We start from the raw sequence: 23,735 nt of genomic DNA, 5'->3' as shown, positions 1-23,735 counted from the left end.
GCCCCGAGCTTGCACACGGATGGGAGACAGATCGCCCTCGGCAGATCCACCACCCGCCTTGAAGCCAGTTTCGGAACGGTCCTATGAATAAGATGTTGCCAACGCCCACGCGAATCAAACACGAACGTGAGATCACGGTTTTGTTGACGACGCTGAGCGAACACACAACGGCGTGCGAGAAGCGCATCGTTGAGCTCGAAAAGCGCCTGAAAACGGAATCCGAGGCCGCCACGCAACACAAGCGGGCCGCACGCAAGGCAGAACAACAAGTTGCGACGCTGCGCCAGCGGCTCGAGGACGGCAAAGGTGAAGCGGCTGCCCTCGCAACCGACCTCAAGTTGGCCCGAGCGGCGCAGAAGACCGCCGAGAAAGACTCGGCCGCTGCACTTGCGGCTCGAACCGCCGTCGAGGGCAAGCTCGCCACGGCTCAGGCGGAGCGCGATGCACTCACGGTCGAGATCGCCAACGCCGAAAAGGCGGCCGACGCGTTTCGCGCTGACATTGCGTCACGCGACGCTGCGTTGGCGGATGCGCGTTCGGAAATTGACGCTTTCGAAGCCATGGTGGCGGAATTCCGCGACACCGATCAGGCGCTGCGCGAGCGGATTGCCTTGCTCGAGGGGCAACTGTCCGACGAGCGCACCAAGGCGGGCAAGGACCTGTTGCTCCGGATCATGGAACTCGAGACGATGCTCGAGGCCGAGCGCAACAAGGTCGGCGACCTGCAGGAGCTGCCGAGTGTGGTCAAACTCGAGACCCGTTCGGTGGCGGCCAACGCAAACGCGATCAAGACCAGTCGACGTGTGAGCGGCGGCAAGCGCTGAACGCCCGCAGGTTCAACGCCGGCGCAGGCTGACCCCGGCGCTCGTCAGAGCTCGCTCAGGTCGACCGTCTGCGCCTCGCGCGCCACCTCGGCCGGCCAGCCGTGCACCTCGTTGAGATGGTCGACCAGGCCCTGTTTGGCCCGGTCGTTGCCGTGCACGACGTACACCGGCGGCGTCGTGCGAAACCCCCGCAACCACCGCATCAGATCGGCCTGGTCACCGTGCGCAGACAACCCACCCACCGTGTGTACGGTCGCGCGGTTGTCGATCCACCGTCCGTGGATCTTCACCTGATCTTCGCCGTTGACCAGTCGCCCGCCGAGCGTGCCGGGCGACTGATACCCACAGATGACCACGTGCGTGCGCGGGTTGGCGAGGTTGTTCTTGAGGTGGTGCAGAATGCGACCACCGGTACACATGCCGGAGCCTGCGATCACAATAGCTCCGCGCTTGTATTCAGCGATGGCCTTGCTGTCCTCGACCGACCGACTGAAGTGCAGATTCTGCAAGCGTGGCATGTCGTGTATGCCCTTGCGCAGGCGTGTGGATTCGTCGTCGTAGAGCTGCGGGTAGTCCCAGTAGACCTTGCTGGCCTCGATCGCCATAGGCGAATCCAGAAAGACATTCCAGTTTGACAGGCCCCAGGCGTCGTAGTGGGTACCGAGGTGGTAGAGCAACTCCTGGCTGCGGCCGATCGCGAATGCCGGGATCAGGATGTTGCCGCCGTCGCGGTGGGCGGCGTCGACAATCTCACCGAGCTCCCGGATGGTGTCCTCGCGGTCGCGGTGGTGACGGTTGCCGTAGGTGCTTTCCATGATGATCGCGTCGGCTTCTGCAACGGGTGTGGGGTCGTTGATGATCGGTGTGTCGTGCTGGCCGATGTCGCCGCTGAACACCAGGGTGCGCGATACCCCGTTCTCGCTAAGCTGCAATTCGACAATGGCCGAACCGAGGATGTGGCCAGCGTCCAGCAAGCGTGCCGATATACCCGGCAGTACCTCGAAACGCGCGCCGTAGCGGTGGCCGACGACCCGGCCCAGCAGCGTCTCGACGTCAGCAGGTCGGTAGAGCGGCTCGCGCAGGGCCTCACCGTCCTTGCGCCGTTTGCGGTTGTACCAGTCAGCGTCGTACTCCTGCAGCCTGGCCGAGTCTTTCAAAAGAATATCGATTAGGTCCGCGCTGGCGTTCTGCGTGTGGATTCGGCCGCGGAAGCCGCGCTTGTATAAAAGGGGTAGCCGGCCCGAGTGATCGATGTGCCCGTGCGACAGCACCACGGCATCCACTTCGGCCGCGTCGAACGGAAAGGCGTCGCGGTTGAGCGCGTCAGCCTTGTGCGAACCCTGAATCAATCCGCAATCGAGCAGCACCGTGTGACCGTTGCACCGCAGGATATGGCAGGAGCCCGTGACGGATTCCGTGGCGCCGTAGAAGGTCATGTCCATGGTTGAGGGTGTTCCGAATATCGCGTGGTAGGGCTTGAAAAACGCCGGTGCGTCCCGAGATTGGGGAGTGCAGGCGGCGGGTCTCCGAGTAGAGCGCCGGTTGCACTATCGCTTAATCAACGAGGATACACGACATGACAACCATAGACTTTTCGCCGCTCTACCGCACCACCGTGGGCTTCGACCGCATGGTCAATCTGCTCAACGCTGCGGTGGGCTCCGAGCCGTCGAGCTACCCGCCGTATAACATCGAAGCGACGGGCGAGAACACCTACAGCATCAGCATCGCGGTCTCCGGTTTCGGCGAAGACGAAATCGACCTCGAGGTCGAACGCGGGGTGCTGGCGGTGCGTGCGCGCAAAGCCGAAGACACCACAGAACGGCGCTATCTGCACCGCGGCATCGCGACCCGCAGTTTCGAGCGCAAGTTCAACCTCGCCGACCACATCGAGGTGACCGGTGCCCGGCTGGTCAACGGTTTGTTGACCATCGAACTGGTGAAGGAGCTGCCCGAGGCGATGAAGCCGCGCAAGATCGCCATTGGCGGTGACGCGACCCGCTCGATCGAGCACGAAGCTGCCTGAGCCATTTACCTGGCGATAAAACACAAGCCCGTCTCCTGACGGGCTTGTGCCGTCAGGAGACCCGCAGCGTCTCGCTCAACGCGGTCAGCATCGCGTGGCAGCGTTCCAGCTGGTCGAGCTCGAGGTATTCGTCAGCCTTGTGCGCCTGGGCGATATCGCCCGGGCCACACACCACGACCGACATGCCAAGCTGCTGAAAGAGCCCCGCCTCGGTGCTGAAGGGCACCGTGTGCGCCTCGTGCTGGCCGGTGAGCTCGGCGACGATGGCGTGGGCCTCGTTGTTGCCCAACGGCTCGAGCCCGACCACCTCGCCGATGGTTTCGACCTCGATCGCCGCGTCGGCGTGCACCGCGCGCATGGCCGGCAACAGCTCACCCTGCACGCAGCGATCGAGCTCGCGCCTGACGAAGTCGGCGTCGGTGTCCTGCACCGGGCGCATCTCCCAGTCGACTTCCGCCGTGCTCGGTATCACGTTGTGGGCCACGCCGCCGCGCACCGCGCCGACATTGATCGTGGTCCACGGCGGGTCGAAGGGCGAGGACACCGGCGCCCGCCGTTTGAGTTCGTCTGCGAGCGCGAGCAGTCGGGAGACGTAGCGCACCGCGTATTCGACGGCATTGACCCCGTGCGCTGGCGCCGAACCGTGGCCGGCCAGGCCGCTGAAACGCGCGCTGTACTCGCAACACCCCTTGTGGCCGTTGACGATGCCCATGCTGGTCGGCTCGCCGATGATGGCCACGCCTGGCCGGGTTGTCCGTTGCGCAAGGGTCTCGACCAGCGCGCGACCGCCGAGGCAGCCGACCTCTTCGTCGTAGGTGAACGCGAAGTGCACCGGCCGCGCGGTGGCCGCGTCGGCGAACAGCGGGGCGAGGTCCAGACACGCGGCGATGAACCCTTTCATGTCACAGCTGCCGCGGCCGTGCAGCCGGTTGCCGATCGCCGTCAGTGTGAACGGGTCGGTGGCCCAGTCCTGGTCGGCAACCGGCACGACATCGAGGTGCCCGGACAGCACAACGCCACCGTCGGTGTCCGGGCCGAGCGTGGCGTACACGTTGGCCTTGTCGCCGGCGCGGTTCGGCAGGAGCTCGACGCGCGCGCCGACGTCGGCCAGGCGCGCCGCCACGCACTCGGCGATGTCGAGGTTGCTGCGCGACGAGACGCTCTGGAACGCGACCAGCTCACGCAACCAGGCCACAGTGGTGTCGATCATGCTGTCGGGTGCACGCGGGCGGGCGGAGTCCGCAGTGTGGACTGCAGCGCTCCCGCTGCCAACGTTCGGTCAACGCGGTCGACGACCCGCGGCGTGCAGGGGTCACGCTTTGGCGAGGCGGTCTTGGTGACGACCGCTGTGCGACGCTAAACTACTCGGCTGCCCACACGCTTGGCATAACCATGCAGTACCCAACCCGATACGACGTCATTGTCGTCGGTGGCGGCCACGCCGGCACCGAAGCGGCGCTCGCGGCCGCGCGCGTCGGTGTGCGCACCCTGCTGCTCACGCACAACATCGAAACCATCGGGCAGATGAGTTGCAACCCGGCGATCGGCGGGATCGGCAAGGGGCACCTGGTCAAGGAGATCGACGCGTTGGGTGGGGCGATGGCCGTGGCCGCCGACCGTGCCGGCATCCAGTTCCGCACGCTCAACGCGCGCAAGGGCCCGGCGGTGCGCGCCACGCGTGCGCAGGCGGACCGCACACTCTACCGCTCGGCCGTGCGCGCACGGGTTGAACAGCAGCCCGGTCTCGACCTCTTCCAGGCCTCGGTCGATGACCTGGTGCTCAGCGGCGACACCGTCAGCGGTGTGCGCACGCAGACCGGCCTGACGTTTTCGGCACCCTGTGTGGTGCTGACCGCCGGCACCTTCCTCGCCGGACTGATCCACATCGGAGAGGTCAAGACCCGGGCCGGACGCGCGGGCGACCCAGCGGCCGAAACCCTTGCGGCGCGCTTGCGCGACCTGGACCTCGGCGCGGGTCGTCTGAAAACCGGCACGCCCCCGCGCATTGACGCGCGCAGTGTGGATTTCTCGGTGATGAGCGAGCAGCACGGCGACGACCCGCTGCCGGTGTTCTCCTACCTCGGTTCGGTTGCGGACCACCCGCGTCAGATCCCGTGTCACATCACCTACACCAACGCGACGACCCACGGCATCATCGCGGACAACCTCGACCGGTCGGCGATGTACAGCGGCGAGATCGACGGCGTCGGACCGCGGTACTGCCCCTCGATCGAGGACAAGGTGGTCCGCTTCGCCGACCGGGACCGGCACCAGATCTTCGTCGAGCCCGAGGGGCTCGAGAGCACCGAGTTGTACCCCAACGGCCTGTCCACGAGCCTGCCATTCGATGTGCAACTGCAGTACATCCGATCGATAGCGGGGTTCGAACAGGCCCACATCACCCGGCCGGGCTATGCGATCGAGTACGACTTCTTCGACCCGCGCCGCCTGTCCGCGAGCCTTGCAGTCAACAGTGTTCAGGGCTTGTATTTTGCGGGGCAGATCAACGGGACTACCGGTTACGAGGAGGCCGCCTCACAGGGGTTGCTCGCCGGCCTCAACGCGGCGCGGGCGGTGCGCGGCCTCGAGCCGTGGTGGCCGCAACGCGACCAGGCCTACCTCGGTGTGATGGTCGACGACCTCGTTACCCAGGGCACCCACGAGCCCTACCGCATGTTCACCAGCCGGGCCGAACACCGACTGATCTTGCGCGAAGACAACGCGGACTGGCGTCTCACCGAACGCGGCCGTGAACTCGGCCTGGTCGACGAGCGGCGCTGGCGCGCCTTCGACACCAAGCGCGAGGCGGTCGAGCGCGAACGGCAACGCTTGCACACCGGTTGGTTGCGCCCGGGGCAAGTGGCGCCCGAGGTCGAAGTGGCGTTGCTGGGCGAGCCGCTGAAGAAGGACCAGCGGTTGGCGGAGTTACTGCGCCGACCGGGCGTCGACTACGCCGGCCTCGTCGAGGCGGGACTCGGTCCGGCGGCGCCCGCGAACGCGGCCGTGGCAGCGCAGGTCGAGGTGCAGATCAAGTACCAGGGCTACATCGAGCGCGCGCAGCAGGAGATCGCGAAGGCGTCGCGTCACGAGCACACCGCCTTGCCGTCGGATTTCGACTTCGGTGCCGTGCACGGGCTCTCGGCCGAGGTTCAGCAGAAGTTCCTCGAGCACCGGCCACACACGGTCGGGCAAGCGAGCCGGATTCCGGGCGTGACGCCGGCGGCCGTGAGCCTGTTGCTGGTGCACCTCAAGAAACACCGACAGCGCGGCGGCGCGTCCGCGCGCGAGGCGGGATGACGCCCGGCGAGCGCCTCGACGACGGGCTCGCGCAGCTCGATATGACAGTGACCCCCGAGGTCCGTCAGCGCCTGCTCGATTTCACCGCGCTGCTGCTGCGCTGGAACCGCGTGACCAACCTCACGGCGGTGCGCGAGCCGATTGCCGTGGTCGATCGCCACATCCTCGATTGCGCTGCGGTGCTGCCCCACGTGCGCGGCGCGCACGTGCTTGACCTCGGGTCGGGTGGCGGGCTGCCGGGGCTGATTTTCGCGATCGTTCAACCGCAGTGGCAGCTCACGCTGCTCGACAGCAACGGCAAGAAAACGCGGTTCCTGACCCAGGCGGCCATCAGCCTCGGGCTCGACAACGTGGCGGTGGTCAACGCCCGCGCGGAAAGCTGGCAGAATGGTCGGGATTTTGACACCGTCATCTCGCGCGCGTTTGCCGATCTGGCGGCCTTCACGCGCATCGCGACGGCCTATGTGCGAGCCCGGGGCACGATTGTGGCGATGGTTGGCAAAAAAACAGGCCACACTCTGGGTGAGGCCATCGACGACTGCACCGTGGTGTCGGTGGACGCGTTGCGCGTGCCCTTCACCGACGGTGAGCGGCACGTGGTCAGCTTGCAACGGACCGAGACGGCAACACCATGACGCGCATCATCGCGATCACCAATCAGAAGGGCGGGGTCGGCAAGACCACGACCTGCGTCAATCTGGCGGCGTCGCTGGCGGCGACCAACCGCCGTGTGCTGCTGGTCGACATGGACCCCCAGGGCAACGCCACCACCGGGTGCGGTCTCGACAAGGACGACCTCGCGCGCAGCGTCTACCACGTGCTCGTCGGCGAGAGCACGGCGGCGGACGCGATCATGCCGGTGTCCGACTACCAGTTCAGCGTGCTCGGCGCCAACAGCGAATTGACCGCGGCCGAAATCACCCTGATGGACAAGCTCGCGCGAGAACAGCGCTTGCGCCGGGCGCTCGAGCCAGAGCGGGAGCATTTCGACTACATCCTGATCGACTGCCCGCCCTCGCTGAACCTGCTCACACTCAACGCGCTGGTTGCCGCCGACGGCGTGATGATCCCGATGCAGTGCGAGTACTACGCGCTTGAAGGCCTGTCTGCGCTCATTTCAACCATTGAGGACGTGCGCCACTCGGTCAATCCGCGGCTGACCATCGAGGGCCTGTTGCGCACCATGTTCGACGGCCGCAGTAACCTCGGCAACGATGTGTCCCAGCAGCTCGTGCGACACTTCGGCGACAAGGTCTACCGCACCATCGTGCCCCGGAACGTGCGCCTGGCGGAGGCGCCGAGCCACGGCCGGCCGGTGCTGTACCACGACAAATCGTCGCGCGGGGCGTTGGCCTACCTCGCGCTGGCCGGCGAGATCATCCGGCGCGACGCGCTGCAGCGCAAAGCGGCCGAGCCCGAGCGACAACCCGATGCGGACCGACTGGCGGAGAACGCGACCGATGAGTAATGGCAAGCGTGCCCTGGGCAAGGGGCTGGAGGCGCTGTTGGGCGGCGGGTCCGACCTGAGCGCCCTCGAACGTCCACTGGAGCGCGACGGCAGCCTGTCGACGATCCCGATCGAGCAGATCACCCGAAGCCCCTACCAGCCGCGGCGTCAGTTCGACGATGAGGCGCTCGACGAACTCGCCGATTCCATCCGGGCGCAGGGCCTGGTGCAGCCGATCGTGGTGCGCGCGGTGGGTGACCGCTACGAATTGGTCGCGGGCGAGCGTCGCTGGCGGGCGGCGCAACGCGCGGGCCTGCACGACATGCCAGCGTTGGTGCGCACACTCGACGACCGCGCCGCCGCGGCCATTGCGCTGATCGAGAATATCCAGCGCAAGGACCTCAACCCGCTCGAAGAAGCCAGCGCGCTCAAGCGGCTGCAGCAGGACTTCTCGCTGACCCACGCCGAGGTCGCCGAAGCGGTGGGCCGTTCGCGCGCCGCCGTGAGCAACCTGCTGCGGCTGCTCGACCTGCACCCGGAGGTCAAGGCACTGGTCGACAGCGGTCGGCTCGAAATGGGCCACGCGCGGGCGCTGCTGTCGCTCGAAGGCAGTGACCAGCTCGCTGTGGCGCAAGCGGTGGTCGAGCGCGGCCTCAGCGTGCGCGCAACCGAGGCGCTGGTGAAGGAACGGCTCGACCCGGGCAAGCGTCCGCCGGCACGCCGCGCGCCGGACGACCCCAACATCCGCAAACTCGCCGAGGAACTCGGCGAGCGCCTCGGCGCGCCGGTGGAAATCCGCACCGCGAGCAAAGGGCGCGGCGTTGTGGAGATTCGTTACAGCTCGTTGGTCCAGCTCGACGGTATCCTGGGTCGAATTCGCTAAGCCATTGATCCGCTTTGTCTTGACCCCTTGTGTTGTGAATCCTATACTTGAGTTGATAGTTTCGCCGCGCACCGTGGCGGCCGGGGAAAATGCGAAATAGCCTATTTTATCAAAGGGTTATTTCGCAACACGACACGAGCACCGCAACGCGATGACCTCCAGACCTCCGGCCATCCGATTGTTGCTCCGCCTGCAGGCGGTGGTGGTGCTGTCGGTCCCCGTGCTGTGCCTTGCGGTGGGGTCGGACTGGGCCGTATCAGCGCTCGTGGGCGGACTGGCTTACTGGTTACCCAATCTCGCGTTCGCAGCGCTGGCGTTTTCACGCCAAGGCGCGCGCGCAGCGGGTGCGATCCTCGCCGCGTTCACGCTCGGTGAGGTCATCAAGCTGGTGGCGGTCGCCAGCGCGGTGGCGCTGGCGCTGGCCTACTGGCCGGGCGTCCAGCCCTTCGGACTGCTGCTCGGCGTGGTCGCCGCGCAATCCGTGGTGTGGTTATTTCCGCTTGTCGACGGCTACCGCCGGCGGCAGGCCAAATTTTCAAGGGCATGACGTGGCATGGCGGGTACAGCAAAAGAGTACATTGAGCACCACCTCACCAACCTGACGTTGGGTGTGCACCCCGAGAACGGTTTCGGCTTTGCGCACAACGGCAAGGAAGCGGCCGAGATGGGTTTCTGGGCGATCCACGTGGATTCGATGTTGTGGGCCATCGGCCTCGGGTCGTTGTTCTGCTGGGTGTTCAAGCGCGTGGCGGACAACATGCACTCGGAGGTCCCGAGCGGCTTGCAGAATGCGGTTGAGATGATCATCGATTTCATCGACACCGCGGTGAAGGAGTCGTTTCACGCCAAGAACGCGCTGATCGCACCGCTGGCGCTGACGGTGTTCGTGTGGATCCTGCTCATGAACGTGATGGATCTCGTGCCAGTCGACTGGATCCCCACCTTCGCCACGGTCTTTGGCGTTCACTACATGAAGGTGGTACCGACCACCGACATCAACGTGACCTTCGGCATGTCGCTGTCGGTCTTCGCGTTGATCATCTACTACAGCCTCAAGGTCAAGGGGCCGGGTGGCTTCTTCGCGGAGCTGGCCTTCCAGCCGTTTCCGAAGTGGATGTTTCCGGCCAATCTGCTGCTCGAGGGCGTGGGGCTGATCGCCAAGCCGCTGTCGCTTGCGTTGCGGTTGTTCGGCAACCTCTACGCCGGCGAACTGATCTTCATCCTGATCGCGCTGTTGCCCTTCTACCTGCAATGGACACTGGCACTGCCCTGGGCAATCTTCCACATCCTGGTGGTGGTGTTGCAGGCGTTCATTTTCATGACACTCACTATCGTCTACCTCGCCATGGCGCACGAGCACCACTGACGGCGGTATGACACCACGGTTTTTTCTTTCCACAACCCAAACTTGAATCGATCTGGGAGTTAACAATGGAACTCGGACTCAAATACATCGCTGCCGCCATCATGCTCGGTTTCGCCGGCGCCGGTACGGCCATCGGCTTCGGTCTGCTCGGTGGTCGCTTCCTCGAAGGCGCGGCGCGTCAGCCGGAAATGGTCCCGATGCTTCAGACCAAGATGTTCATCGTCGCCGGTCTGATCGACGCCCTCGCGATCATCGCCGTGGCCATGGCGCTCTACCTGCTGTTCGCAGTCTGATCTTCAACAGACCTATTCGACGGCTCCAGGGCGTGGTCCCGGTGCTGTCCGATAGCCTAACTGAGGGGTAGGACATGTATTTCAATGCCACATTGCTGGGCCAGGCGATCTCCTTCGGGTTGTTCGTGTGGTTCTGCATGAAGTTTGTGTGGCCGCCGATCATCGCTGCGATGAACGAGCGGCAAGCGAGAATCGCGGACGGGCTCGCGGCGGCTGAGAAAGGCGCCGAAGCGGAAGAAGTTGCCAAGCGCGAAGCCGAGCAACTGATTTCCGACGCCAAGGCCCAGGCTGCCGAGATCATCGCCCAGGCGCAAAAGCGGTCCAACCAGATGGTCGACGAGGCGCGTGATGAAGCGCGCAGCGAAGGCGATAAGGTGAAGGCGGCGGCGCAGTCGGAAATCGACCAGGGTGTTGTCAGTGCCCGCGAGGCCCTGCGTGCACAGGTGTCGGCACTTGCCGTGACCGGTGCAGAACGCATCCTCGGTCGGGAAATCGACGCGAACGCCCACGCGGAAGCGCTGGACGATCTGGTCAAGCAGCTCTGAGGGTGACCTGAGATGTCAGAACTCAGCACAGCAGCCCGGCCCTACGCCAAAGCGGTGTTCGAAATGGCGCACGCCGACGGCGAGATGCAAGCGTGGAGCGATACGCTGTCCACGCTCGCGGCGGTGGTCAGCAACGACGACATGCGCGGCTTGCTCGAATCGCCCGCGGCGACGGCAGCGGCACGGGCCGATGCGGTCTGCCAGGTGTGCGGCGACAGCCTCGGTGACAAGGCGAAGAACGTGGTTCGGCTGATGGCCGAGAACGATCGCCTGTCGCTGATGCCCGAAGTGGCGCGTCAGTACGAGACGCTGCGCAGCGATGCCGAGGGCACCGTTGAGGCAGACGTGCGGACTGCCATGGCACTGACCGACGAACAAGCTGCAACGCTCGCCGAGGCGCTCGGCAAGCGCCTGTCGCGTACCGTGAAGATCAACAGTGTGGTCGATGAATCGCTGCTGGGCGGCGCCATCATCCAGGCCGGTGACTTGGTTATAGACGGTTCCATCCGGGGCAAGCTCGAGAAGCTTGGACAAGCGCTGAACCGCTGACCCCCGACGACGACCGAACACAGGAAAATTCGATGCAACTCAATCCATCTGAAATCAGCGAGCTCATCAAAGAGCGGATCGGCAATTTCGAATCCGGCGCTGAAGCACGCACCGAGGGCACCATCGTCAGCTTGAACGACGGGGTGGCGCGTATTCACGGTCTGACCGACGCCATGTACGGTGAGATGATCGAGTGTCCGGGCGACACCTTCGCCATGGCACTCAACCTCGAGCGCGACTCCGTCGGTGCGGTGGTTCTTGGTGGCTACTCCCACCTCGCCGAAGGCGACAAGGTGCGCTGCACCGGCCGCATCCTCGAGGTGCCGGTGGGCGAAGGCCTGCTCGGACGCGTGGTCGACGTGCTCGGCAACCCGATTGACGGCAAGGGCCCGATCGACGCGGCCGGCACCGCGCCGATCGAGAAGGTGGCACCGGGCGTTATCACGCGCCAGTCGGTCAGCCAGCCGGTCCAGACGGGCCTGAAGTCGATCGACTCCATGGTGCCGATCGGCCGCGGCCAGCGCGAACTGATCATCGGCGACCGCCAAACCGGCAAGACCGCGGTGGCGATCGACGCGATCATCAACCAGAAAGGCACTGGCATCAAGTGCGTCTACGTCGCCATCGGCCAGAAGCAGTCGTCGATTGCCGGCGTGGTGTCGAAGCTTGAAGAGCACGGTGCGCTCGACCACACCATCGTGGTCGCCGCCGGCGCCTCGGACTCCGCGGCCCTGCAGTTCATCGCGCCCTACGCGGGTTGCTCCATGGGTGAGTACTTCCGCGACCGCGGCGAAGACGCGCTGATCATCTACGACGATCTGACCAAGCAGGCCTGGGCCTACCGTCAGGTGTCGCTGCTGCTGCGTCGCCCGCCGGGCCGGGAAGCGTACCCCGGTGACGTCTTCTACCTGCACTCGCGTCTGCTCGAGCGTGCGGCGCGAATCAACGAAGCCGAGGTCGAGAAGCTCACCAACGGTGAAGTCACAGGCCAAACCGGCTCACTGACGGCCCTGCCGATCATCGAAACGCAGGCCGGTGACGTCTCGGCCTTCGTACCGACCAACGTGATCTCGATCACCGACGGCCAGATCTTCCTGGAATCCGATCTGTTCAACGCGGGTATTCGCCCGGCCATCAACGCCGGTGTGTCGGTCTCGCGGGTGGGTGGAGCGGCCCAGACCAAGATCATCTCGAAACTCGGCGGCGGTGTGCGTCTCGCGCTCGCTCAATACCGCGAGCTCGCGGCCTTTGCCCAGTTCGCATCCGACCTCGACGAGCAGACGCGCAAGCAGCTCGAGCGCGGTGAGCGCGTGACCGAGCTCATGAAGCAGAAGCAGTACTCACCGCTCAGCATCGGCGAGATGGCGATGTCGCTGTACGCGGCGAACGAGGGCTACCTCGATGACGTTGACGTCAACAAGGTGGTGGATTTCGAGGAAGCGCTGCACGACTACGCGCGCAGCAACCACGGCGATCTGATCCAGCAAATCAACGACACCGGTGCGTACTCTGACGAGATCCTCGAGGGCCTGAAGGCCGTCCTGGACGGGTTCAAAGCCAACGGCGTCTGGTAAGACGGAGCGGACCCATGGCAGGCGCCAAAGAAATACGGACGAAGATCAAGAGTATCCAGAATACTCAGAAGATCACGAAGGCGATGGAAATGGTCGCGGCGAGCAAGATGCGCCGTGCCCAGGACCGGATGTCTGCGACGCGACCGTACGCGAAAAAGATGCGCGAGATGATCGGGCACGTGGCGGCCGCGGACGCGGAATACCACCACCCCTACCTGACCAACCGCGAGACGAAGCGGGTGGGCATGATCGTGGTCTCCACCGACCGCGGTCTGTGCGGCGGCTTGAACATCAACCTGTTCAAGAAGGCTATCAGCGAGCTCGCGACCTACCGCAGCGAGGGCGTCGAGGTCGACGTCTGCCTGTTCGGTCGCAAGGCGGGCAGCTTCTTTCGGCGGCTCGACTGCAACATCGTGGCAGAGGCCTCCGGCCTCGGTGACGCGCCCGAACTCGACCAGATCATGGGTGCGGTTCAGGTCATGCTGCAGGCCTACGACGAGGGCAAGATCGACAAGCTGATCCTGGTGCAAAACGACTTCGTCAACACCATGACGCAGTCGCCCGAAGCCGTGCAGCTCGTGCCTGTGGTGCCGGACTCCGACGAATCCCTGTCTCACCACTGGGATTACCTCTACGAGCCCGATGCCAAGGACGTCGTCGACGGGGTCATGACCCGCTACATCGAGTCGCTGGTGTACCAGGCCGTGGTCGAGAACGTCGCGTGTGAAATGGCGGCGCGGATGGTCGCCATGAAGGCTGCGTCGGACAACGCCGGTACGCTCATCAACGAATTACAGCTCGTGTACAACAAGGCCCGTCAGGCTGCGATCACGCAAGAGATTGCCGAGATCGTGGGTGGCGCAGCGGCCATCTGATGACACAGCCAACAACCAGTTACAGCATTTCCAGGGGAACGAAACAATGAGTTCTGGAACCATCGTAGAAGTCATCGGCGCGGTCGTCGATGTCGAATTTCCGCGCGACGCGGTGCCCAAGGTCTTCGACGCTCTGAACGTCGGCAGCGCCGATCTCGTGCTCGAGGTCCAGGGCCAGCTCGGTGACGGCGTGGTCCGCACCATCGCCATGGGCGCCTCGGACGGTTTGCGCCGCGGCCTCGACGTCGAGAACACCGGCGCGCCGATCTCCGTGCCGGTGGGCACTGGCACACTCGGCCGCATCATGAACGTCCTCGGCGAACCACAGGACGAGCGTGGCGACGTGGTCACCGATGAGAAGTGGGCGATCCACCGCAGCGCGCCGAGCTACGCCGAGCAGTCGGGCTCAACCGAACTGCTCGAGACCGGCATCAAGGTCATCGACCTGCTCTGCCCGTTTGCCAAGGGCGGTAAGGTCGGCCTGTTCGGCGGTGCGGGTGTGGGCAAGACGGTCAACATGCTCGAGCTCATCAACAACATCGCAACGCAACACTCGGGCCTCTCGGTGTTCGCCGGCGTGGGTGAGCGCACCCGCGAGGGCAACGACTTCTACCATGAGATGTCCGAAGCCGGCGTCATCAAGCTCGACCAGCTCGACGAGTCCAAGGTGGCGATGGTCTACGGCCAGATGAACGAGCCGCCGGGCTGTCGCCTGCGCGTGGCACTGACCGGTCTGACCATGGCGGAGTATTTCCGCGACGAAGGCCGCGACGTCCTGCTCTTCATCGACAACATCTACCGTTACACCCTCGCCGGTACCGAGGTGTCCGCACTGCTCGGCCGCATGCCGTCGGCGGTGGGCTACCAGCCGACGCTGGCAGAGGAGATGGGTGTGCTGCAGGAGCGGATCACCTCCACCAAGACCGGCTCGATCACCTCGATCCAGGCGGTCTACGTCCCTGCGGACGACCTGACCGACCCGTCGCCGGCGACGACCTTCTCGCACCTGGATGCGACGGTCGTTCTCTCGCGTGACATCGCGTCACTCGGTATCTACCCGGCGGTTGACCCGCTCGATTCCACCAGCCGTCAGCTCGACCCGCTGATCCTCGGCGACGATCACTACGACACCGCCCGCGCGGTGCAGAACACCCTGCAGCGCTACAAGGAACTGCGTGACATCATCGCGATCCTCGGCATGGACGAGCTCTCCGAAGAAGACAAGCTCATTGTCTACCGGGCGCGCAAGATCCAGCGCTTCCTGTCGCAGCCCTTCTTCGTGGCTGAGGTCTTCACCGGCGCACCGGGCAAGTATGTCTCGCTCAAGGACACCATTGCGGGCTTTCAGGGTATCGTGAACGGCGAGTACGACGACCTGCCCGAGCAGGCCTTCTACATGGTCGGTTCGATCGAAGAAGCCGTCGAGCGCGCCAAGAGCATGTAAGGTCAGGCGCGACCTGATTCCGCCGCCCACACCGGGCGTGCGGCCGGGTCGGCCGAGCAAACAACACGGGGGTTGCTGTGGCAACGATCAGCGTCGAAATAGTCAGTGCTGAACGCGCGATGTGGAGCGGCGAGGCGGAAATGGTGGTCGCCAGTGCGGAGGCCGGTGACGTCGGCATTTCACCCGGCCACGCCGCGTTCATCTCGCGGCTGCGCCCGGGCGAGGTGCGCGTCATCAACGGCGACGAAGAAGAGGCCATTTTCGTATCAGGTGGCATACTCGAGGTGCAGCCGAAGCAGATCACCGTCCTCGCCGACACCGCCCTGCGCGGTGACGAGATGGACGAAGCCGCTGCCGAAGAGGCTAAGCGCCGCGCCGAAGAGATGATGGCGAACAAAAGTGGCGAGATCGACATCGAGCGCGCCCAGGCAGAGCTGGTGCAAGCGGCGGCGCAGTTGCAGTTCCTCAAGAAGATCCGCTCGAAGAAATAGCGGCGTTTTCGGCACGGAACGGCAGAAAAGGGGGCATAACGCCCCCTTTCTTGTTTGTGGCCACACGGATTTCACGACACGGTCAAAAGGCCTGGCCAGGCCATCAACACGCACTATCCTTGGGCGTGAGGGGCGGGTATTCGCCAGGTGTCCCTTGAGTTATCCCCCTCTACTGCCGCTTTAGCTTTCTCTGTACCGAGCGTTTTGGATCCATGAGCCTTTCTATTGTCATTCTCGCGGCCGGCAAAGGCACCCGGATGAACTCGGCTTTGCCGAAAGTGCTGCAGCCCCTGGGTGAGCAGGCCCTGTTGCACCACGTGATCGACACCGCACGTCAGCTCGAGCCGTCGCGCATTTGCGTGGTCGTCGGGCACGGTGCCGACGCGGTTCGGGAACGCACCGAGGCGGACGTGAGCTGGGCGATGCAGGCCGAGCAGAAGGGCACCGGACACGCCGTGCAGCAGGCCTTGCCGGAGATTCCCGACGACGACCACGTGTTGGTTCTGTACGGGGACGTGCCGCTGACCCGGGTGGAAACCCTGGAACGGCTGTTGGCCAACCGCGACGGGGTCGGTCTGCTGACCGTCGAACTCGACAACCCGACCGGCTACGGTCGGATCGTGCGCGCCGGCGGCGCTGTCACCGCGATCGTCGAGGAAAAGGACGCGAACGACGCGCAGAAGGCCATCACCGAAACCAACACCGGCATCATGTCCGGACGCTGCGGCACCCTGCTCGCGTTGCTCGACCAGGTCGGCTGTGACAACGCGCAGGGCGAGTATTACCTGACCGACATTGTCGGCCTTGCCCACGCCGAAGACCTGCCGATCCACACCGCCCAACCCGACGCCGAGTGGGAAGTGCTCGGGGTCAACAACCGCGACCAGCTCGAGCAGCTCGAGCGTTTGCTGCAACGCAACCGCGTGCAGCGGCTGCTGGACGACGGCGTGACGGTCAAGGACCGTCAGCGCCTCGACATCCGCGGCCGAGTGCAGACCGGACGCGACGTGGTGCTCGACGTCGGCGTGGTGCTCGAGGGCGACGTGCGCCTCGGCGACGGCGTCGTGGTCGGGCCCTACTGTGTGGTGCGCGACAGCCACATCGCGGCGGGCACCGTGTTGCAGCCACATTGCGTGGTGGAGAACGCCCGTGTCGGCGAGGCCTGCAAGCTCGGCCCCTTTGCGCGGCTTCGCCCCGGCGCGGCGCTGGCCGGGCACAACCACGTCGGCAATTTCGTCGAGATCAAGAACGCCGCCGTTGGCGAGGGCAGTAAGGTGAACCACCTGAGCTATGTCGGTGACGCCGAGCTCGGCGAGCGTGTCAACGTGGGCGCCGGCACCATCACCGCAAACTACGACGGGGCCAACAAACACCGCACCGTGTTGGGCGACGATGTGTCAACGGGCTCAAATTCTGTGCTGGTCGCGCCGATAAGCGTGGGAGCGGGTTCGACCATCGGCGCCGGCAGCACCTTGTCGAAGGACGTGGACGCCGGTGTGTTGGTGTACACACGGGCCCCCGTCAAAACGCGGGCGGACTGGTTGTCCCCCAAGAAAAAAGCAGCAAAGGGCTAACTGAGAATGTGCGGAATCATTGGTGCACTGGCGCAACGCGATGTCACTCCGATCCTGATTGAAGGGTTGCGGCGGCTCGAGTACCGCGGCTACGACTCGGCGGGTGTGTCGGTTGTCCTCGACGACGGTTCAATCGGCCGGGTGCGCGCCATGGGCAAGGTGCAACGGCTGGCTGACGCGCTCGACGCCTCGCCGGTGGCGAGCCAGATCGGCATTGCGCACACGCGCTGGGCCACCCACGGCGAACCCAGCGAGCGCAACGCGCACCCGCACAACAGCAGCGGCAAGGTCTCGTTGGTGCACAACGGCATCATCGAGAACCACGAGGAGCTGCGCAGCGAACTCACCGCGGCCGGCTACAGCTTCACCTCCGAGACCGACACCGAGGTGATCGCGCACCTGTTACACCGCGAGCTCGAGCGGGTTGGCGAGTTCCTGCAAGCCGTGCGCACCACCGTCGCGCAGCTCGAGGGCGCCTACGCCCTCGCCATCATCAACAGCGATGAACCGGACCGGATCATCGCGGTGCGGCGTGGCAGTCCGCTGTTGCTCGGTGTCGGGGTCAAGGAGTACTTCCTCGCCTCGGACACCTCGGCGTTGATTCCGGTCACGCAGCAGTTCGTCTACCTCAACGACGGTGATCTCATCGACGTGCGGCGCAGTGGCTACGCCATCGAGGACGAGCACGGCGAACCGGTGATGCGTGAGCTGAAACGCTCGGAGCTCAGCGATTTCTCGGTCGACAAGGGCGACTTCAAGCACTTCATGCTCAAGGAGATCTACGAGCAGCCCCTCGCGATTCGCAAGACCATCGAGGGCCTCGTGCACAACGGTGAACTGGTGCTTGACCACGTCGGGCAGATCGACCAGGCCATGTTGGCGCAGGTCGAGCAGATCCACCTGGTCGCCTGTGGCACGAGCTCCTACGCCGCCGGCGTGGCGCGCTACTGGCTCGAGCAGTACGCCGGCGTGCCCGCGAGTGTCGAGATCGCGAGCGAGTACCGCTACCGCACCGTTCAGGTGCCGAAGAACACGCTCTACATCACCTTGTCGCAATCCGGCGAAACCGCCGATTCGATGGCGGCGCTCGAAGAGACCAAGCACAACCCCAACTACCTCGCCTCGCTTGCCATTTGCAACGTGCCCGAGAGCAGCATGACGCGCGAGGCGGATGCCACCCTGCTGACCCGTGCGGGCACCGAGATCGGCGTGGCGTCGACCAAGGCCTTCGTGACCCAGCTCGCCGCTCTGCTGGCGCTGACCGGCCTGGTGGCGCGCGCAAAGGGCTGCGACGAGCAGGTGGTGCGCGACATTGCGACCGGCCTCGAGGCCTGTGCCGGCCTGGTCGAGCAGGCGCTTGAGATGGACACGGAAATCGAGCGTTTCGCCGAGGATTTCGTCGAGAAGCACAACGCGATCTTTCTCGGCCGAGGGCCTTTTTTCCCGATCGCGCTTGAGGGCGCGCTGAAGCTCAAGGAAATCTCCTACATCCACGCCGAGGGCTACCCGGCCGGCGAGCTCAAGCACGGCCCCCTCGCGCTGATCGACAACGACATGCCGGTGGTCACCGTGGCCCCGAACGATGTGCTGCTCGAAAAGCTCAAGGCCAACATGGAGGAGGTTCGCACCCGCGGTGGTCAGCTCTACGTGTTCGCCGAGCAGAGCTCGGACATCAAGGACGCCGACGGCTTCAAGATCCTGCGCCTGCCGGACTGCCCGGAGTCGGTCGCGCCGATCGTGTTCACCATCCCTGTGCAGCTGCTGAGCTACCACGTGGCGGTGATGCGTGGCACCGACGTGGACCAGCCGCGCAACCTAGCCAAGAGTGTGACCGTCGAGTAGGCGCACACCCGGGTGGCTTCGGGCAACCCGACACTCGGACCGAAAAAGGCCGCGGTGACGCGGCCTTTTTTTGTGCCCTGCCAGCGGGTTCAGCGGGTGGCGGTGTAGAGCTCGTTGTCGCCGATCTCACGCAGCAGCGGGTTCTGTCTCGCGCGGACCGTCGGCTGGGCGGGGCGACCGTGGTCGAGCACCGCGTCGCCTGCGGCGTACAGCGTCGCGCCGCTCTGCAGCGCGATGGTGGTCGAGACCGGCACCACGGCAATGCCAAGTTTCGCGAGCGACGGCAGCTTGCGTTCGAGCACGGCAATGGTGGCAGGGTGCGGGTGGCCAATGGCCACGGCGTGCCCGTCGCGCAGCGCCCGTGTCACGAGACGGTCGAACTGCCGGCTGATCACGGTCTCGGACACCTCGTGGTCGAGGAACACGTCGCGGTCGCTGGTGGCGATGCCGTAGCGCGTCGCAATGCGGTTGGCCGGTGAGCGACCAATCGTCCGGCTGTCGACAAAGAACACGTTGCGGTTGGCAATCTCGGCCATCATCCACTCGAGCCGCGGTGCGTTGCCCATCATCAGGCTGCCCTGGTGGTTGTTGATGCCGGTGTACCCGTCAAAAGCGCCGAGGTTGCTGCGCAGCGTGGCCATGAAAGTCGGGTGGGCCATGTCGGCTTCAAGCTGGTTTGGATACGCCGCCCGGTTGCCGATGGCCTGCATCGGCATGTGCAACATCACTTCCTTGCCGAGTGTCCGCCCGAGGTTGGCGAAGTGCTGATCGAACGGCGTGTGCGGCAGGATCGACAGGGTCAGGGGCGCGGGCAGTCGGGCGACACGCTCGCCGTAGCGCCGGTTGTGTCCGACATCGTCGATGATGATCGACACCGTGGCGCGGCTCTCGGCCAACGCCGCCGTGACATTGGGCAGGGCGTCAGCGGCGTGTGCAAGCGGGGACAGGAGGGTCAGCGGCAGGGTGATGCCAACAGCCAGGTTGGCCAGCCAAGGTGTGATGCGCACGCACGGTCCCCACAGGAGTATAGACGACGCGTAAAATTATACGGAGAAGGGTCGGCGTAGCGCCACGTTGACATTGGGCGTTGTTAGTGCTGCCGATCTGAGACAGCGCGACGCCGCACCGGCCGGGTCGATCGGCCGGGGGGCGTGGGCCGCTTCAGGAGTCGCGCGCAGCGGAGCGGGTGATGTCCAGGCCCCGCAGCAGGTTGACGGCTTCGTACAGCGTGTAGTCGCTGTTGGCGATCTCGCGCAGTGTGGTGGGCGCGTTCGGGTCCAGTTCGGCGGCGTCAGCGGCGTCGGCCGACTCGGCGTCAGCTTCGTCGTTCGGGTTGCTCAGGTGGCCGCTGAGTGACGACTCCGAGATCGGCGAGAGCCGGTTCGCGCTCTCCTGCTGCAGCTGGAAGTTGCCGACTTCGATATCCGGCACGATGCCCTCGGCCTGGATGCTGCGGCCATCCGGCGTGTAGTAACGCGCGGTGGTCAGCTTCACGGCGCCGCCGTTTGGCAGGTCCTGGATGGTCTGCACCGAGCCTTTGCCGAAGGTGGTGTGGCCGAGGATGATGGCGCGGCGGTGATCCTGAAGCGCACCGGCGACGATCTCGGACGCCGAGGCCGAGCCCTGGTTCACCAGGACCACGAGCGGCGCGCCGTTGAGGATGTCGCCGCGGCGTGCGCTGTAGCTCAGGTGGTTGTCGCGGTCGCGGCCGTCGGTGTAGACCACCAGCCCCTCTTCGAGGAAGGCGTCCGACACGCCCACTGCCGCGGACAGCACGCCGCCGGGGTTGTTGCGCAGGTCCAGCACCAGGCCGCGCAGGTCGTCGCCGTGGCGATCGGTGAGTTCCCGCACCGAGCTGACCAGGTTGCGCGTGGTCTTGTTCTGGAAGCTCGAGATGCGGACGTAGCCGAAACCGCCTTCGATCAGGCGATCACGCACGCTGCTGACCTGGATGATGTCGCGCACGACCTCGATGGTTAGCGGGGCGTCTGCCCCCTCACGCACGATCGTCAGCGAAATCGGGCTGCCGGGTTTGCCCCGCATCAGTTTGACGGCGTCGTTGAGTGACAAGCCTTTGACGGATTTGTCGTCCAGGCGAATGATGAGGTCCCCGGCGAGCACACCGGCGCGTTGGGCCGGGGTGTCGTCGATCGGTGAGACCACCTTGACGAAACCGTCCTCCATGCCGACCTCGATGCCGAGGCCGCCGAATTCACCCGAGGTGCCGATGCGCAGCTCGTTGTACTGCTCCTCGTCGAGGTAGGCCGAGTGCGGGTCCAGCCCCGAGAGCATGCCGCGGATGGCGAGTTCGAGCAGGTCTTCGTCGCTGACTTCTTCGACGTAGTTGCGTTTGATGCGGGTGAAGACGTCCGTGAAGGTGCGCAGTTGGTCGATCGGAATCGCGCCCGGGTCATTGCGCGTTGCCAGCACACTGTGGCCGAGCGTCAGGGAGGCGCCGATCAAGACCCCGATCAGTACACCAAGGTAGTTTTTTCTGACTGCGGGCATATCGCGGGGTCCTGTGCACGAGGCTGTGTATACGGTTTGTCTGCCAAAACCGCACAAGGGTTCACTGACACAGATTCTACACAGTCTGTGCCAGCCCAAGGGTAGCGCTTTTACCTACGGGATTTCCGTGCGCTGCTCGTGGTTTCAACTCGGTGTGGTGGTCAGCCAGTCGAGCGGATCGACCGCCTGGCCCTCCAGGCGAAGCTCGAAGTAGAGCTGTGCCTGCTCGACCGACCCCTCGGCTCCGACCACCGCGACCGGGTCGCCCGGCGCCACCCGGTCGCCAACCGAAACCAGCAGGCGCTGGTTGTTGCCGTAGACCGCCATCATGCCGTTGCCGTGGTCGACCACCGCCAGGAGGCCCTGGCCCCGCATCCAGTCGGCAAACACCACCACGCCGGCGTCGACGGCGTGCGCGGTGTCGCCCGCGACGGCGTCGATCTGGATTCCGCGTGAGGCCTGCTTGGTCGCGGGCGTCTTCTCACCAAAACGCGTGCGCACCCGACCAACCAACGGCCACGGCAGGCCGTGGTCCGCCAGTGCCGTGTCGGCGGTTTCGAGTGTGTGTCGGACCGCGTCGGTCTCGGCGTAGAGCGTGATCAGGTTGTCGCCAGCAGCCTCGATTGCGGTTTCGAGCTGCAGCAACACCGGCTGACGGCTGGCCTGGAGGTGTTTGAGGTTGCTGCGCTCCTGCCGCAGTGCCTGTTCATCACCGGTGAGCGTGCGTTGCACCGCATCGGCCTCGTGCACCGTGGCCATCACGTCGACCAGAGCGAGGCGCGCGTGCCCGCGCTGGCGGGCCAGGTGGTCGTTCACGGCGGCGATGTACCGCTGGGTTCGGCGCCAGCCGCGCGGCGGGGTGCGGTACTGTTCGGCGCGCTGTTGCTGGACGCGGTGCAGCCGCCAGGTGGCTCGGATCTGTGCGCGGACGTGCGCTTGCTGGGCCGCACTGATGTCGCGCCGCGCTTCAATGGTGCGTCGCAGCGCGGTCAGCACATCGCTGCTTTCGTCGATGCGCGTCTGCAACGCGTCGATGCGCGTTTCGGCGTCGCCGATCGTGCGGTCCACAGCCGCCAGTTCGGACAGCAGGGATTCGTGGGTTTGGTGGCGGGGCGCGGGGCGCGGTGCCTCGGCAGGGGTGCCGCTGTCCAGGCGGGCAAGCAGCTGTTCGCCCGCCGCCACGGGCACCTGTGCGAGCGGCCCGGCCGCCAACCCGAAGACCGTCAGGAGAAAGAACCTCGAAACCACAGCGGACCGCGTGTTGGGGCAGTCCTTTCAGTATAGGAAGCACTCGCCGCAGCGGGGCGTGAAATCACTCGATCCAGTTGATCTCGCGCGCCGTGTGCGGACCGATGCGCGAGCTGCGCAGGCTGTGGGCCATGACCGAGCGAAACTCGGACGTCGGGATGCGGCCGGCCATGATCTCGGCAGAGCGTTGCGGGTAGAGCGGCTTGCGTGTGGGGTTGGCGTAGCCCTGGGGGAAAATCGGGTTGCCCACCTGGTTGTATTTATCCGTTGCGCCCACCGTGTGCAGCAGCTCGTGCGCGACCACGACGATGTTCTGCGACGTCTGGCGCGGCTCGGCGAAACCGTGCACGAGTCCGATCAGGCCTTTCTGCATGCCGATGCTGTGAGGCAGGTACTTCGGTCGGTTGGCGCCGTGCAGCACCAGATAGATGCGCACCGTGCGCCAATTCCAGAAGGCCTCGGGTGAGTTGAAAGCGGCCCACAGGCGCATCCGCAGTTGCCAGAGGATCAACCAGGCCACGCCGTCGAGTTCGGGGTAGGGCGGCGGCAGGGTGTTCAGCGTCGGTCCGAGCCGGACCCGGGTGGGCACTGGGTTGGGCAGCTTGTAGCGCTCGGCCTCGCGCGCCATCCAGCGGTCGATGATCTCGAAGTCCGCGGTCTTGAGCGTGTCAATGTAGTCGAGGACGTCGCGGTCGGGGGTGGCCGCGATCGGGTAGACGACCACGGGCAGCGCAACGCCCCAGTTGCGCGAGTAGAGCAGCTGAACCGCTGCCACGAGCAGGAACGACAGCAAAAACACGGCGAGCGTGGCTTGCCTGATCGTTGCCCATCGCATGTTCCGGTCCCCTGTCTCGGCTCGCTCGTCTCAGCCCGGTGTGAACACCCCCACCAGACCCTCCTTATCGGCCGGAATCGGCAATGCTCCAGAGCTTGTCGCCCTGCAAGCGGC

At 65.2% G+C, this 23,735-nt stretch carries 23 protein-coding genes; 17 read left to right on the top strand and 6 right to left on the bottom strand.

Annotated features, from left to right (window positions below):
* The first annotated feature begins 83 nt into the window (after nucleotides 1-83).
* Nucleotides 84-824, top strand: a complete 741-nt coding sequence (locus AAGA11_01630) for a hypothetical protein (GenBank protein MEM9601537.1) — start codon at nucleotides 84-86, stop codon at nucleotides 822-824.
* 44 nt (nucleotides 825-868) lie between these two features.
* Here AAGA11_01630 and AAGA11_01625 read toward each other — a convergent pair whose 3' ends face one another.
* The gene (locus AAGA11_01625; protein MEM9601536.1) at nucleotides 869-2,266 is read right to left on the bottom strand and encodes an MBL fold metallo-hydrolase; all 1,398 of its coding nucleotides are present in this window, start codon (nucleotides 2,264-2,266) and stop codon (nucleotides 869-871) included.
* Between the two features lie 134 nt (nucleotides 2,267-2,400).
* On the opposite strand from AAGA11_01625, the gene AAGA11_01620 reads away from it, so the two are divergent.
* The gene (locus AAGA11_01620; protein ID MEM9601535.1) at nucleotides 2,401-2,850 is read left to right on the top strand and encodes an Hsp20 family protein; all 450 of its coding nucleotides are present in this window, start codon (nucleotides 2,401-2,403) and stop codon (nucleotides 2,848-2,850) included.
* A 52-nt stretch (nucleotides 2,851-2,902) separates the two neighbouring features.
* Here AAGA11_01620 and argE read toward each other — a convergent pair whose 3' ends face one another.
* Nucleotides 2,903-4,060, bottom strand: coding sequence for an acetylornithine deacetylase (argE, locus tag AAGA11_01615; GenBank protein MEM9601534.1), 1,158 nt, complete (start codon nucleotides 4,058-4,060; stop codon nucleotides 2,903-2,905).
* Between the two features lie 182 nt (nucleotides 4,061-4,242).
* Between argE and mnmG the strand changes: the two genes are divergently transcribed.
* The 15 genes from mnmG (at nucleotide 4,243) to glmS (ending at nucleotide 19,030) form a co-directional block, all read left to right on the top strand.
* Nucleotides 4,243-6,147, top strand: a complete 1,905-nt coding sequence (mnmG, locus tag AAGA11_01610) for a tRNA uridine-5-carboxymethylaminomethyl(34) synthesis enzyme MnmG (GenBank protein ID MEM9601533.1) — start codon at nucleotides 4,243-4,245, stop codon at nucleotides 6,145-6,147.
* Nucleotides 6,144-6,782, top strand: coding sequence for a 16S rRNA (guanine(527)-N(7))-methyltransferase RsmG (rsmG, locus tag AAGA11_01605; GenBank protein MEM9601532.1), 639 nt, complete (start codon nucleotides 6,144-6,146; stop codon nucleotides 6,780-6,782). The genes mnmG and rsmG overlap by 4 nt, the downstream gene beginning before the upstream one ends.
* Nucleotides 6,779-7,615 carry an AAA family ATPase gene (locus tag AAGA11_01600; GenBank protein MEM9601531.1) on the top strand — a complete coding sequence of 279 codons (837 nt, stop codon included), beginning with the start codon at nucleotides 6,779-6,781 and terminating at the stop codon, nucleotides 7,613-7,615. The genes rsmG and AAGA11_01600 overlap by 4 nt, the downstream gene beginning before the upstream one ends.
* Nucleotides 7,608-8,477, top strand: coding sequence for a ParB/RepB/Spo0J family partition protein (locus tag AAGA11_01595; protein MEM9601530.1), 870 nt, complete (start codon nucleotides 7,608-7,610; stop codon nucleotides 8,475-8,477). Before AAGA11_01600 ends, AAGA11_01595 begins: the two co-directional genes overlap by 8 nt.
* A 151-nt stretch (nucleotides 8,478-8,628) precedes the next feature.
* Nucleotides 8,629-9,024 carry an ATP synthase subunit I gene (locus AAGA11_01590; GenBank protein ID MEM9601529.1) on the top strand — a complete coding sequence of 132 codons (396 nt, stop codon included), beginning with the start codon at nucleotides 8,629-8,631 and terminating at the stop codon, nucleotides 9,022-9,024.
* Between the two features lie 6 nt (nucleotides 9,025-9,030).
* Nucleotides 9,031-9,843 carry a F0F1 ATP synthase subunit A gene (atpB, locus tag AAGA11_01585; GenBank protein ID MEM9601528.1) on the top strand — a complete coding sequence of 271 codons (813 nt, stop codon included), beginning with the start codon at nucleotides 9,031-9,033 and terminating at the stop codon, nucleotides 9,841-9,843.
* Nucleotides 9,844-9,908: 65 nt separating this feature from the next.
* Nucleotides 9,909-10,136: a F0F1 ATP synthase subunit C gene (atpE, locus tag AAGA11_01580; protein ID MEM9601527.1), complete on the top strand. Its 228-nt coding sequence runs from the start codon at nucleotides 9,909-9,911 to the stop codon at nucleotides 10,134-10,136.
* A gap of 74 nt (nucleotides 10,137-10,210) precedes the next feature.
* Nucleotides 10,211-10,681: a F0F1 ATP synthase subunit B gene (locus AAGA11_01575; protein MEM9601526.1), complete on the top strand. Its 471-nt coding sequence runs from the start codon at nucleotides 10,211-10,213 to the stop codon at nucleotides 10,679-10,681.
* Between the two features lie 12 nt (nucleotides 10,682-10,693).
* Nucleotides 10,694-11,230, top strand: coding sequence for a F0F1 ATP synthase subunit delta (locus AAGA11_01570; protein MEM9601525.1), 537 nt, complete (start codon nucleotides 10,694-10,696; stop codon nucleotides 11,228-11,230).
* A gap of 32 nt (nucleotides 11,231-11,262) precedes the next feature.
* Nucleotides 11,263-12,804 (top strand): F0F1 ATP synthase subunit alpha, encoded by a 1,542-nt coding sequence (gene atpA, locus AAGA11_01565; protein ID MEM9601524.1) that lies wholly within the window; start codon nucleotides 11,263-11,265, stop codon nucleotides 12,802-12,804.
* 14 nt (nucleotides 12,805-12,818) lie between these two features.
* Complete coding sequence (gene atpG / locus AAGA11_01560) at nucleotides 12,819-13,679, top strand: F0F1 ATP synthase subunit gamma (protein MEM9601523.1); 861 nt, start codon at nucleotides 12,819-12,821, stop codon at nucleotides 13,677-13,679.
* Nucleotides 13,680-13,725: 46 nt separating this feature from the next.
* On the top strand, nucleotides 13,726-15,123 hold the full coding sequence (gene atpD / locus AAGA11_01555; protein MEM9601522.1) for a F0F1 ATP synthase subunit beta: 1,398 nt from the start codon (nucleotides 13,726-13,728) through the stop codon (nucleotides 15,121-15,123).
* Between the two features lie 77 nt (nucleotides 15,124-15,200).
* On the top strand, nucleotides 15,201-15,614 hold the full coding sequence (locus AAGA11_01550) for a F0F1 ATP synthase subunit epsilon (protein ID MEM9601521.1): 414 nt from the start codon (nucleotides 15,201-15,203) through the stop codon (nucleotides 15,612-15,614).
* 212 nt (nucleotides 15,615-15,826) lie between these two features.
* Nucleotides 15,827-17,188, top strand: coding sequence for a bifunctional UDP-N-acetylglucosamine diphosphorylase/glucosamine-1-phosphate N-acetyltransferase GlmU (gene glmU, locus AAGA11_01545; protein MEM9601520.1), 1,362 nt, complete (start codon nucleotides 15,827-15,829; stop codon nucleotides 17,186-17,188).
* Nucleotides 17,189-17,194: 6 nt separating this feature from the next.
* On the top strand, nucleotides 17,195-19,030 hold the full coding sequence (glmS, locus tag AAGA11_01540) for a glutamine--fructose-6-phosphate transaminase (isomerizing) (GenBank protein MEM9601519.1): 1,836 nt from the start codon (nucleotides 17,195-17,197) through the stop codon (nucleotides 19,028-19,030).
* Between the two features lie 89 nt (nucleotides 19,031-19,119).
* Here glmS and AAGA11_01535 read toward each other — a convergent pair whose 3' ends face one another.
* The 4 genes from AAGA11_01535 to AAGA11_01520 form a co-directional block, all read right to left on the bottom strand.
* Nucleotides 19,120-20,037, bottom strand: a complete 918-nt coding sequence (locus tag AAGA11_01535) for a divergent polysaccharide deacetylase family protein (protein ID MEM9601518.1) — start codon at nucleotides 20,035-20,037, stop codon at nucleotides 19,120-19,122.
* Nucleotides 20,038-20,191: 154 nt separating this feature from the next.
* Nucleotides 20,192-21,538, bottom strand: coding sequence for a S41 family peptidase (locus tag AAGA11_01530; protein MEM9601517.1), 1,347 nt, complete (start codon nucleotides 21,536-21,538; stop codon nucleotides 20,192-20,194).
* A 144-nt stretch (nucleotides 21,539-21,682) separates the two neighbouring features.
* Complete coding sequence (locus tag AAGA11_01525) at nucleotides 21,683-22,786, bottom strand: peptidoglycan DD-metalloendopeptidase family protein (protein ID MEM9601516.1); 1,104 nt, start codon at nucleotides 22,784-22,786, stop codon at nucleotides 21,683-21,685.
* Between the two features lie 64 nt (nucleotides 22,787-22,850).
* The gene (locus AAGA11_01520) at nucleotides 22,851-23,621 is read right to left on the bottom strand and encodes a hypothetical protein (GenBank protein ID MEM9601515.1); all 771 of its coding nucleotides are present in this window, start codon (nucleotides 23,619-23,621) and stop codon (nucleotides 22,851-22,853) included.
* Nucleotides 23,622-23,735: the final 114 nt, after the last annotated feature.

The organism is Pseudomonadota bacterium, from assembly GCA_039196715.1.
Lineage (GTDB): Bacteria > Pseudomonadota > Gammaproteobacteria > CALCKW01 > CALCKW01 > CALCKW01.
Note: the sequence above shows the minus strand (reverse complement) of the source record. Positions and strands in the feature narration are given on the sequence as shown.

Bases quoted from the DNA above. Each gene is read 5' to 3' on its own strand.
- AAGA11_01630 (MEM9601537.1), top strand. From the start codon at position 84: ATGAATAAGATGTTGCCAACGCCCACGCGAATCAAACACGAACGTGAG.
- AAGA11_01625 (MEM9601536.1), bottom strand. From the start codon at position 2,266: ATGGACATGACCTTCTACGGCGCCACGGAATCCGTCACGGGCTCCTGC.
- AAGA11_01620 (MEM9601535.1), top strand. From the start codon at position 2,401: ATGACAACCATAGACTTTTCGCCGCTCTACCGCACCACCGTGGGCTTC.
- argE (MEM9601534.1), bottom strand. From the start codon at position 4,060: ATGATCGACACCACTGTGGCCTGGTTGCGTGAGCTGGTCGCGTTCCAG.
- mnmG (MEM9601533.1), top strand. From the start codon at position 4,243: ATGCAGTACCCAACCCGATACGACGTCATTGTCGTCGGTGGCGGCCAC.
- rsmG (MEM9601532.1), top strand. From the start codon at position 6,144: ATGACGCCCGGCGAGCGCCTCGACGACGGGCTCGCGCAGCTCGATATG.
- AAGA11_01600 (MEM9601531.1), top strand. From the start codon at position 6,779: ATGACGCGCATCATCGCGATCACCAATCAGAAGGGCGGGGTCGGCAAG.
- AAGA11_01595 (MEM9601530.1), top strand. From the start codon at position 7,608: ATGAGTAATGGCAAGCGTGCCCTGGGCAAGGGGCTGGAGGCGCTGTTG.
- AAGA11_01590 (MEM9601529.1), top strand. From the start codon at position 8,629: ATGACCTCCAGACCTCCGGCCATCCGATTGTTGCTCCGCCTGCAGGCG.
- atpB (MEM9601528.1), top strand. From the start codon at position 9,031: ATGGCGGGTACAGCAAAAGAGTACATTGAGCACCACCTCACCAACCTG.
- atpE (MEM9601527.1), top strand. From the start codon at position 9,909: ATGGAACTCGGACTCAAATACATCGCTGCCGCCATCATGCTCGGTTTC.
- AAGA11_01575 (MEM9601526.1), top strand. From the start codon at position 10,211: ATGTATTTCAATGCCACATTGCTGGGCCAGGCGATCTCCTTCGGGTTG.
- AAGA11_01570 (MEM9601525.1), top strand. From the start codon at position 10,694: ATGTCAGAACTCAGCACAGCAGCCCGGCCCTACGCCAAAGCGGTGTTC.
- atpA (MEM9601524.1), top strand. From the start codon at position 11,263: ATGCAACTCAATCCATCTGAAATCAGCGAGCTCATCAAAGAGCGGATC.
- atpG (MEM9601523.1), top strand. From the start codon at position 12,819: ATGGCAGGCGCCAAAGAAATACGGACGAAGATCAAGAGTATCCAGAAT.
- atpD (MEM9601522.1), top strand. From the start codon at position 13,726: ATGAGTTCTGGAACCATCGTAGAAGTCATCGGCGCGGTCGTCGATGTC.
- glmU (MEM9601520.1), top strand. From the start codon at position 15,827: ATGAGCCTTTCTATTGTCATTCTCGCGGCCGGCAAAGGCACCCGGATG.
- glmS (MEM9601519.1), top strand. From the start codon at position 17,195: ATGTGCGGAATCATTGGTGCACTGGCGCAACGCGATGTCACTCCGATC.
- AAGA11_01530 (MEM9601517.1), bottom strand. From the start codon at position 21,538: ATGCCCGCAGTCAGAAAAAACTACCTTGGTGTACTGATCGGGGTCTTG.
- AAGA11_01520 (MEM9601515.1), bottom strand. From the start codon at position 23,621: ATGCGATGGGCAACGATCAGGCAAGCCACGCTCGCCGTGTTTTTGCTG.